This window comes from Bradyrhizobium sp. CCBAU 11386 (assembly GCF_028128955.1).
Taxonomy (GTDB): Bacteria; Pseudomonadota; Alphaproteobacteria; order Rhizobiales; family Xanthobacteraceae; genus Bradyrhizobium.
Window position 1 is genome coordinate 19,420 of the sequence record NZ_LBKA01000186.1, and the last position, 8,354, is coordinate 27,773.

Below are 8,354 nucleotides of genomic sequence, written 5' to 3' on the forward strand. Positions count from 1 at the left end.
CGGATCGCATCGATAGATGCGATCCGGGTGAGGGGGTACAGGTTCATCGGCGGCCTGATATGTGGAGAGAAGCCCCTCACCCCAACCCTCTCAGCGCGGGCGAAGCGCGTCGCGGCCCCGTAAGAACGGGGAGAGGGAGTGGAAGCAGCGGTGCAAGCCGCGCAAACAGTCTTGCCACGCCCGCGCCAGCATGCGACTGGCCTTGTGACGAATCCCACGGCCTCCGACACACTCATGAACGTCCCTTCCACCGCTCCGCTGCCCGCGCCGGCCAACGGCCGCGACGCGCTGTCGGTGCTGCATTCGGTGTTCGGCCTGCCGGGGTTCCGCGGCGCGCAGGGCGAGATCATCCGGCACGTCACCGATGGCGGCAATTGCCTGGTGCTGATGCCGACCGGCGGCGGCAAGTCGCTGTGCTACCAGCTGCCGTCGTTGCTGCGCGAAAGCTGCGGCATCGTGGTCTCGCCCTTGATTGCGCTGATGCGCGACCAGGTCGCCGGCCTGCTCGAGGCCGGGGTCAACGCCGCCGCGCTGAACTCGTCGCTGACGCCGCAGGAAGCCTCCGACATCGAGCGGCGCCTGATCGCGGGCGATCTCGACCTGCTCTATGTCGCGCCGGAACGGCTGGTGACGCCGCGCTGCCTGTCGATGCTGGCACAGGCCAAGGTGGCGCTGTTCGCCATCGACGAGGCGCATTGCGTCTCGCAATGGGGCCACGACTTCCGGCCCGAATATGTCGGCCTTTCCATCATCGCCGAGCGGTTCCCCGAGGTGCCACGCATCGCGCTGACCGCAACCGCCGACGAGCTGACGCGGAAGGAGATCGTCGAACGTCTCCAGCTTGGGGGCAGTCCGCAATTCGTCTCCAGCTTCGACCGCCCCAACATCCGCTACGAGATCGTCGACAAGCGCAATGCGGTGTCGCAGCTCAAGGAATTCATCCGGGAGCGCCATGCGGGCGACGCCGGCGTGGTCTACTGCCTGTCGCGCAACCGGGTCGAGGAGGTCGCCGCCGCGCTCGACGATGCTGGCATTGCCGCGCTGCCCTATCACGCCGGGCTCGACAGCAGCGTGCGCTCGCGCAACCAGGACCGCTTCCTCAACGAGGACGGCATCGTCATCGTGGCGACCATCGCCTTCGGCATGGGCATCGACAAGCCCGACGTGCGCTTCGTCGCGCATCTCGATCTGCCCAAGAGCATCGAGGCCTATTACCAGGAGACGGGACGCGCCGGCCGCGATGGCAAGCCGTCCGCGGCATGGATGGCCTACGGCCTCTCCGACATCGTGCAGCAGCGCCGCATGATCGACGAGTCCAGCGGCTCGGACGATTTCAAGCGCGTGTCGATCGGCAAGCTCGACGCGCTGGTCGGGCTCGCCGAGACCGCGCAGTGCCGGCGCAGGCGGCTGCTCGCCTATTTCGGCGAGATCGTGCACGGCGAAACCTGCGGCAATTGCGACAATTGCCTGACGCCGCCGAAGATGCGCGACGGCAAGGTGCTGGCGCAAAAACTGCTCTCCTGCGTCTATCGCACCGGCCAGCGTTTCGGCGCAATGCACCTGATCGACGTGCTGATCGGTCGCCTGACCGAGAAGGTCACGCAGTTCGGCCACGACAAGCTGTCGGTATTCGGCATCGGGCGCGAGCTCAACGAAAAGCAGTGGCGCACGGTGCTGCGGCAGCTCGTGGCGATGGGCCATTTGCAGAGCGACAGTGAAGCCTATGGCGCGCTGAAGCTGACGGACTCCGCACGCGGCGTGCTACGCGGCGAGACCGAGGTGTGGCTGCGCGAGGAGGCGCCCGGCACCCGCATCCGTTCCAGCCGCGCCAAATCCCGCCGCGGCGATCTCGCGCCTGCCGCAAGCGCCCCGCAAGGCGACGTCGATCCCGAGCTGCGCGCGCGGCTGCGCTCCTGGCGCTCGGATGTCGCGCGTGAACGCGGCGTGCCGGCCTATGTCGTGCTGCACGATGCCACCATCGACGGCATCGTGCGGGCCTGGCCGACCACGCTGGACGAGCTCCGCAACGTGCCCGGCATCGGCGACAAGAAGCTCGAGCATTACGGCGATGAGCTGCTGCGGCTGATCAGGACGCGGTAAGGGGCGAGCTGATATCTCCACCGTCATCCCGGACAAGCGCGCCCAAAGCGCGCGCAGATCCGGGATCAATAACCACAGGACGATGTGGTTATGGTAAGCTGGTAACTGAGAGTCTCCGCCAAACGCAATCCTGTGGTTATGGGTCCCGGGTCTGCGCTTACGCTTGCCCGGGACGACACCGGTGAGGAGGCGCGAGCAGGGCTATCTCAGCCATTCCTGAACGCGTAGCCGTAGCCGTTGAGCGCCGGCGCGCCGCCAAGATGGGCGTAGAGGATCTTCGCGCCCTTCTCGAAATAGCCCTTCTGCGTCAGGTCGATCAGGCCCTGCATCGACTTGCCCTCGTAGACGGGGTCGGTGATCATGGCCTCGAGACGCGCGGTGAGGCGGATCGCTTCCTTGGTCTCTTCCGACGGCACGCCATAGGCGGGATAGGCGTAGTCCTCGATCAGCACGACGTCGTCTGCAACGACGTCCTTGCCGAGCTCGACGAGCTTGGCCGTGTTCTGCGCGATCGAAAGCACTTGCGCCTTGGTCTGCGCCGGCGTGAACGAGGCGTCGATGCCGATCACCTTTCGCGCGCGACCGTCGGCGGCGAAGCCGACCAGCATGCCGGCATGGGTCGAGCCGGTGACGGTGCAGACCACGATGTAGTCGAACTTGAAGCCGAGCTCGGCTTCCTGCTTGCGCACTTCCTCGGCGAAGCCGACATAGCCGAGCCCGCCATATTTGTGCACGGAGGCGCCGGCGGGAATCGCGTAAGGCTTGCCGCCCGCGGCCTTCACCTCCTCGATCGCCTGCTCCCAGCTCTTGCGGATGCCGATGTCGAAGCCGTCATCGACCAGGCGCACGTCGGCACCCATGATGCGCGAGAGCATGATGTTGCCGACGCGGTCATAGACGGCGTCCTCGTGCGGCACCCAGGCTTCCTGCACCAGGCGGCACTTCATGCCGATCTTGGCGGCGACGGCGGCGATCATGCGGGTGTGGTTGGACTGCACGCCGCCGATCGAGACCAGCGTGTCGGCGTTCGAGGCGATCGCATCCGGGATGATGTATTCGAGCTTGCGCAGCTTGTTGCCGCCATAGGCGAGGCCGGAATTGCAGTCCTCGCGCTTGGCATAGATCTCGACATTGCCGCCGAGATGCTTCGACAGCCGCTCCAGCTTCTCGATGGGCGTCGGGCCGAAGGTCAGCGGATAGCGCGCGAATTTTTCCAGCATGGTCAGGTCATCCCGATTGGTGTTGAGCTGGCCGCAGCGACTAGCATACGTGGTAAGGAATGTGCTCTCGAATGCTGCGCCAATATTGCATGTTATCTTGCGGGGATTGGCAATTGAGCTAATATTTCTTTCAGAAAACGATCCAATATCGGAAGCTTCTTCCATGCCATCCCGACTCGACCGCGTTGACCTTAAGATATTGAGATTGCTGCAGAATAACGGCCGGCTCAGCAATGCCGAGCTGGCCGAAACCGTCGCGATCAGCCCCGCGACCTGCCACCGCCGCACCCAGCGCCTGTTCGAGGACGGCTTCATCGCCACTGTGCGCGCCATGGTTGCCCCGAAGAAGGTGGCAAAGGGGACCCTGGTCATGGTCGGCGTCGTGCTGGACCGCTCGACACCGGAAAGCTTTGCCATCTTCGAGCAGGCGATCGCAAAACTGAAATTCGTGCTCGACTGCCACCTCGTCGCCGGCGACTTCGACTATTTCCTCAAGATCCGCGTCGGCGACATGGAGGACTTCAACCGCATCCATGGCGAGCAGCTCATCGCGCTGCCCGGCGTGCGCCAGACCCGCACCTTCTTCGTGATGAAGGAGGTCGTCGACAACGCGCCGCTGGAGTTCTGAGCGGGAGCTATTGATGCGCGATGCGCATCATGAGAGATTCCCTCGATGCAATCACCTCCCTTCCGTCAGCAAAATCCTGTCGCACCGGCCTATCGGCGCGGCTGGGTGGACGAGGCCGTGGCCGCGATCGAGGCCGACCAGTGCCGCACCGCCGACACGCATCTGATCCGGCTGATCGTGCCGGCGCTATCAGGCATCGACATCTATCTGAAGGATGAATCCACGCATCCGACCGGCAGCCTGAAGCACCGGCTGGCGCGCTCGCTGTTCCTCTACGCGCTCTGCAACGGCCACATCCGCGAAGGCACGCCCGTCGTCGAAGCCTCGTCGGGATCGACCGCGGTGTCGGAAGCCTATTTCGCGCAGATGATCGGCGTGCCCTTCTATGCCGTGATGCCGCGCACGACCTCGGCGGAGAAGATCGCCGCGATCGAGCATTATGGCGGCAACTGCCATCTGATCGACGACGGCCGCGCGCTGTATGCGGAGGCCGCCGCGCTCGCCACCCGCCTGAACGGCCACTACATGGACCAGTTCACCTTCGCCGAGCGGGCCACCGATTGGCGCGGCAACAACAACATCGCCGAATCGATCTTCACGCAATTGCAGGGCGAGCCGCGTCCGCTGCCGGACTGGATCGTGATGGGTGCGGGCACCGGCGGCACCTCGGCCACCATCGGACGATATTTGCGCTACCGCCAGTATCCGACGCGGCTGTGCGTCGCCGACGTCGAGCATTCCGCCTTCTTCGATTGCTTCCGCACGCAGGACCGCTCCCATGTTTGCGACCGCCCGTCGCTGATCGAGGGCGTCGGCCGGCCGCGCTGCGAGCCGTCCTTCGTGCCGGGCGTGGTCGATCGCATGATGAAGATCCCGGATGCGGCAACGATCGCGGCGATGAACGTGCTCTCGCGCCGGCTGCGCCGCGCGGTCGGCGGCTCCACCGGCACCAATTTCCTGGCGCTGTGCCGGCTCGCCTCGGAAATGCGCTACGCGAACGTAACAGGGGCGCTGGTGACGCTGATCTGCGATTCCGGCGAGCGCTACCGGCAGACCTATTATGAGCCCGCATGGCTGAAGGCACGCGGCCTCGATCCGGCGCCGTTCGAGGCATCCCTGTCGTCGTTCCTCGACACCGGGCAGCCATTGGCACTCGCGGTCGAAGACGTCGTCAATCCGCAGAGCGCACGAAGCCCCGAGGCCTCATAGAGCGTTTTCGAGCGAAGTGGATACCGGTTCGCGTAAAGAAAACGCGTCAAAATAAAGAATCCAGAGCCCCGTTCCGATTCCATCGGAACGGGGCTCTGGTCGACGTCTCCCTGGCATTTGCAAAATTGCACGGTCGTCACGGCAACTTCACTTGCCACGCGTGCGCACGCGCGCGACCGTCACCGCTTCTCAACGAGGAGATCCTGCCGTGCGCCTTCCCATTCTCGATCCGAAGGATCTGACCGACGAACAGAAGCCGCTCTATGACGACATGCGGACGGGCATCAAGGACCATTTTAAAGGCTTTGTGAACATGCGCGACGACGGCGCGCTGCTCGGGCCCTGGAATCCCTGGATCCGCGAGCCGCGCTTCGGCAAGCCGGTGTGGGAGCTGGTCAAGGCGATCGCGTCGAACCCGCTGCTGCCGGCGCCGGTGCGCGAGGTCGCGATCCTCGTCACCGGCTCGCATTTCCGTTCCGGCTACGAGCTCTATGCCCATGTGCTGGTGGCCGAGCAGCGCGGCCTCTCCGACGAGAAGCTCGCGACCATCGTCGCCGGGCAGCGGCCGGTGGATCTCACCAGGCAGGAGGCGGTCGCCTACGACGTCGCATCGGCGCTGGTCGGCGGCGGCGTGCTGCCGGAACTGACCTGGCGCGCCGCGGTCAAGGAATTCGGCGAGCATGGCGCGGCCGAGCTGTCCTATCTCGTCGGCGTCTATTGCATGGTCTCGGTCACGCTCAACACCTTCGACGTGCCGGTGCCGGAGTAGCCGGACGTATCCGCGGGTTCTGGACCGGACGGGCGCGCGAGGCTACCCTGCCGCCCTGGCGACGCATTCGTCGTTCACGATCGAAGTGCAAGATAATAGGGAATGAAAGCCATGAAGACGTCACGTCGCATCTTGCTCGCTGGAATCGCGGGGCTCGCCGTCGTTCCGAACGCAATGGCCACGGCGGCGCCGACGCCCGTGACCGACGACACGACGGTGGCCGAGGAGCGCTTCGCGCGCATGATCGCAGCAGCGCACGCGCCCGACGTCACCTGCGCGCGCCAGGCCGAACGTTACGCGGACGCGCATTGGCCGGAATATGTCGTGGCGGCACGCGCTGTGCTCGATGCGCGCATGTGATTCGCGCTTTTACGTCTCCACCGCCCGCCGCACCTGTTCGCCGATCTGCGACAACACGAGCTGCGCCTGCGGCAGGATCGCGCCCATGGCGTGGAAATTGTGGACCATGCCGTCATGGCAGACGTGCTCGACGGCGACGCCTGCGGCGAGCAGCTTGCGCGCATACGCATTGCCTTCGTCGCGCATCGGGTCGAACTCGGCGGTATGGATGATCGCGGTCGGCAGCCCCGCCAGGCGTGTCGCGCGCAGCGGTGAGATGCGGGGATCGGCGGCGTCGATGTCGCCGGGCAGATAGTCGGCGAGATCGGCTTCGATCGTGATGCGATCGATCAGATGGCCCTCGGCGAACGCCTCGCGCGAAGGCGAGGTCTCCTCGAAATCCAGCACCGGGCAGATCAGGCATTGCGCGACGATGGAGAGGCCGGCGTTCTGCAGCGCCTCCTGGCACACGATCGCGGCGAGCGTAGCGCCGGCGGAATCGCCGCCGACCACGATGCGTTCGGCGTCGATGCCGAGGGACGACGCTTCGCGCGCGACCCATTCGGTGGCGGCGATCGCGTCGTCCACCGCGGCGGGGAATTTGTGCTCCGGCGCGAGGCGGTAGTCGACCGAGACCAGGCGGCAGCCGGTGGCATGCGCAAGCGCGGCCGCGATGCGGTCGTGCGTGGCGATGCTGCCGGCGACCAGGCCGCCGCCATGAAAGAACACGAAGCCCGGCGCGCGCTCGCTGGCGCTTGCGGGCGAATACAGCCGATAGGGAAGCTCTCCGCCGGGGCCGGGCAGTGTGCCGTCGGACGCGGTCACGTCAGGCGCGTCAGCACGCGCAAACTGCATCAGCTTCGCCAGCGACTGCCGCCGCGCCTCGACGGTCGGCCGGCTCCGCGCCTGCGGCCCAGCCGCAGCCATCATGGTCAACAAACGCTTTGCGAGCGGATCGAGCGGCATCGAGGACTCCGTAACCTGGCCGGCATTATATCCGGTTTGCTCCTCAATGTTATTTCGCCTCGATGCCTACCCTCCTGGAGGGGCCCCTCCAGGGGAGGGGCGTTATTCCCCGCAGGGAATCATTTAGAAATTGGGATAATAGTGCCCGGATATTTTCAGGGGAGGCCGGTCATGGCCGAGATCAAGAAACCCATTGAATATTCGCCGAGCTGGACCTTCTTCGAGGGCAAATGGCACGACGGCAATGTGCCGATCATGGGCCCGCGCACGCATGCGGCCTGGCTCGGCTCGGTCGTGTTCGACGGCGCGCGCGCGTTCGAAGGCGTCGCACCCGATCTCGACCGTCACGTCGCCCGTGCCAATCAATCGGCGATCAACTTTGGCCTGAAGCCGGTGGTCGATGCCGGCACCTGGCTCACGCTCGCAAACGAAGGCATCGCGCGTTTCGCGGCGAATGCCGAGCTTTATATCCGTCCGATGTACTGGGCGCAGAACGGGGCGGGCGGCGGCGTGCTGTTCGACCCCGAGACCACCAACTGGTGCCTGTGCATCTACGAGGCGCCGATGCCCAAACCCGTCGGCAACGCCATCACGCTGTCGCCGTTCCGCAGGCCGACGGCCGAATGCGCGCCGGTCGAGGCCAAGGCGGCCTGCCTCTATCCCAACAATTCGCGCGCACTGGCGGAGGCAGCTTCCCGCGGCTTCCAGAACGCGCTGATGCTCGACATGCTCGGCAATGTCGCCGAGTTCGGCAATTCCAACGTGTTCATGGCCAGGGACGCCGTGGTCTTCACGCCGGTGCCGAACGGCACCTTCCTCAACGGCATCACGCGCCAGCGCGTCATCGGCCTGCTTCGCGACGACGGCGTCACCGTGGTCGAGAAGACGCTGCGCTATGCCGACTTCCTCGCCGCCGACGAGATCTTTTCAACCGGCAATTTCGCCAAGGTCGCGCCCGTGATTCGCATCGACGAGCGCGAGCTGAAGCCGGGCCCGCTCTACACCAAGGCGCGTAAGCTCTATTGGGACTTTGCGCATGCGGTGAAGCTGGCGGGCGACGCCTGTCCCGTCATTGCCTCGCTGCGCTCGCAATAATGATGCGGAAGCACAATATCTCCCCAAC

Annotated in this window: 8 protein-coding genes; 6 read left to right on the forward strand and 2 right to left on the reverse strand. The window is 65.4% G+C overall.

The features are described from left to right. The first annotated feature begins 234 nt into the window (after positions 1-234). Positions 235-2,100, forward strand: coding sequence for a DNA helicase RecQ (gene recQ / locus XI09_RS12680; protein WP_271567137.1), 1,866 nt, complete (start codon positions 235-237; stop codon positions 2,098-2,100). Between the two features lie 206 nt (positions 2,101-2,306). Here recQ and XI09_RS12685 read toward each other — a convergent pair whose 3' ends face one another. Further along, complete coding sequence (locus XI09_RS12685) at positions 2,307-3,320, reverse strand: 1-aminocyclopropane-1-carboxylate deaminase (protein WP_271567138.1); 1,014 nt, start codon at positions 3,318-3,320, stop codon at positions 2,307-2,309. A gap of 163 nt (positions 3,321-3,483) precedes the next feature. Between XI09_RS12685 and XI09_RS12690 the strand changes: the two genes are divergently transcribed. The 4 genes from XI09_RS12690 to XI09_RS12705 all read left to right on the forward strand — a co-directional run bounded on the left by XI09_RS12690 (position 3,484) and on the right by XI09_RS12705 (position 6,286). Next, complete coding sequence (locus tag XI09_RS12690; RefSeq protein ID WP_271567139.1) at positions 3,484-3,948, forward strand: Lrp/AsnC family transcriptional regulator; 465 nt, start codon at positions 3,484-3,486, stop codon at positions 3,946-3,948. A 45-nt stretch (positions 3,949-3,993) separates the two neighbouring features. Then, on the forward strand, positions 3,994-5,157 hold the full coding sequence (locus XI09_RS12695; RefSeq protein WP_271567140.1) for a PLP-dependent cysteine synthase family protein: 1,164 nt from the start codon (positions 3,994-3,996) through the stop codon (positions 5,155-5,157). Positions 5,158-5,365: 208 nt separating this feature from the next. Continuing rightward, on the forward strand, positions 5,366-5,926 hold the full coding sequence (locus XI09_RS12700) for a carboxymuconolactone decarboxylase family protein (protein WP_271567141.1): 561 nt from the start codon (positions 5,366-5,368) through the stop codon (positions 5,924-5,926). A gap of 111 nt (positions 5,927-6,037) precedes the next feature. Further along, positions 6,038-6,286, forward strand: coding sequence for a hypothetical protein (locus tag XI09_RS12705; protein ID WP_271567142.1), 249 nt, complete (start codon positions 6,038-6,040; stop codon positions 6,284-6,286). Positions 6,287-6,295: 9 nt separating this feature from the next. Here the strand turns inward: XI09_RS12705 and XI09_RS12710 are convergent, their stop codons facing one another. Next, positions 6,296-7,231, reverse strand: coding sequence for an alpha/beta hydrolase (locus XI09_RS12710; protein ID WP_271567143.1), 936 nt, complete (start codon positions 7,229-7,231; stop codon positions 6,296-6,298). Positions 7,232-7,402: 171 nt separating this feature from the next. Between XI09_RS12710 and XI09_RS12715 the strand changes: the two genes are divergently transcribed. After that, entirely contained in the window at positions 7,403-8,326 is a 924-nt protein-coding gene (locus tag XI09_RS12715; RefSeq protein ID WP_271567144.1) for a branched-chain amino acid aminotransferase, read from the forward strand. Positions 8,327-8,354: the final 28 nt, after the last annotated feature.

Bases quoted from the DNA above. Each gene is read 5' to 3' on its own strand.
- recQ (WP_271567137.1), top strand. From the start codon at position 235: ATGAACGTCCCTTCCACCGCTCCGCTGCCCGCGCCGGCCAACGGCCGC.
- XI09_RS12685 (WP_271567138.1), bottom strand. From the start codon at position 3,320: ATGCTGGAAAAATTCGCGCGCTATCCGCTGACCTTCGGCCCGACGCCC.
- XI09_RS12690 (WP_271567139.1), top strand. From the start codon at position 3,484: ATGCCATCCCGACTCGACCGCGTTGACCTTAAGATATTGAGATTGCTG.
- XI09_RS12695 (WP_271567140.1), top strand. From the start codon at position 3,994: ATGCAATCACCTCCCTTCCGTCAGCAAAATCCTGTCGCACCGGCCTAT.
- XI09_RS12705 (WP_271567142.1), top strand. From the start codon at position 6,038: ATGAAGACGTCACGTCGCATCTTGCTCGCTGGAATCGCGGGGCTCGCC.
- XI09_RS12710 (WP_271567143.1), bottom strand. From the start codon at position 7,231: ATGCCGCTCGATCCGCTCGCAAAGCGTTTGTTGACCATGATGGCTGCG.
- XI09_RS12715 (WP_271567144.1), top strand. From the start codon at position 7,403: ATGGCCGAGATCAAGAAACCCATTGAATATTCGCCGAGCTGGACCTTC.